The sequence below is a fragment of the Halorubrum sp. CGM4_25_10-8A genome (assembly GCF_005435025.1).
GTDB classification, from domain to species: Archaea; Halobacteriota; Halobacteria; order Halobacteriales; family Haloferacaceae; genus Halorubrum; species Halorubrum ezzemoulense.
In genome coordinates, this window is record NZ_SGTX01000045.1 from 1 (window position 1) to 1,155 (window position 1,155).

Sequence of the window (1,155 nt, forward strand, 5' to 3'; positions counted from 1 at the left end):
TAGTGCCTAGTGAAAGTTATGAAGGTAGAGTCTGATGAGGAGGTATGTCTGGGGATCGCCGCAAAGAGATCGTCCGTCACCTCAGTGAGGACGATCTCGATCGACTCCTCGCGGAGTCTACGGATGAAAAACTCACTGAGCGGTTGATCTTCGTTAAACGGCTCTACAAGGGGGCAACCTTGGAGGACGCTGCCGACGATGTCGGCAGGTCCTCCGCGACAGGAACACGCTGGGCTCGCCGATGGAACAGGGGCGGTCTTGGACTTCTAATGCCGAACTTCGGGGGCGGCAGGCCCCCGAAGCTCGGCGAAGAACAACAGCAACGCCTCTTGGAACTGCTCCGGGAGGGCCAACCGTGGAAGAAACAAGAGATACAACACCTCATCAACGAGGAGTTCGACGTTGAATTTCATCCAGCCCATCTCACTACGTTCCTCGAAAAGCTCGGCCTCTCCTACGCAATTCCGCGGACTAAGCGCCCATCACGGCCAGAAAATGCCGAAGAAATCCTCGACGAACGCGTCGGCGACGCGTTCGACGAGGGAACTGATGAGCCGCACAACAAACGCGATGGAGACGATGAGGAAGGCTGGGTCGTCGACGAAGAGATCCGTACGGACGGTGGAACTGTGCTTGGATTTCTCGACACATCGCATCCACAACCGTGGGACAACTCACAGCGACTCTACACCGTCGACGACCCTCACATCACCCGACCGCTGGTGAAGTTAGACGAACCAGCGGTCGGGTTCTATGCACTCTCCGGTGAGAGCGTGGTCCAGTTTCCAAGTAATCAGGAGAAAGAACGAATCTGTGAGTGTCTCGAAGGAATCCGCGAGCAGAATCCGAGTCGACGGATTCTGCTCGTCTTGGATAACTTCTCTTCTCACGTGTGCGAGTACACGCGTAAGCGAGCCCATCAACTCGGAATTGACCTCGTGTTTTTGCCCGTTGGTTCACCGGATCTCAATCCAATCGAGCAGGTCTGGAAGAGTTTGAAATGGGAAGCGTCACCGTTGATTGTGGAGAGCGCGGCAGAATACCGCGCTCTCCTTACCGAACTCTTTGAGAAGCTCACAGCTCAGCTTAGTTTCGCGGCCTCTTGGATCGACAATCATCTCGACGACTATCTTCAAAAGTTATGCTAGGTACTAC

At 54.9% G+C, this 1,155-nt stretch carries 1 protein-coding gene; it reads left to right on the forward strand.

The window, feature by feature from the left end:
* The first annotated feature begins 44 nt into the window (after positions 1-44).
* On the forward strand, positions 45-1,148 hold the full coding sequence (locus tag EXE52_RS18060) for an IS630 family transposase (RefSeq protein ID WP_137704005.1): 1,104 nt from the start codon (positions 45-47) through the stop codon (positions 1,146-1,148).
* Positions 1,149-1,155 lie beyond the last annotated feature (7 nt).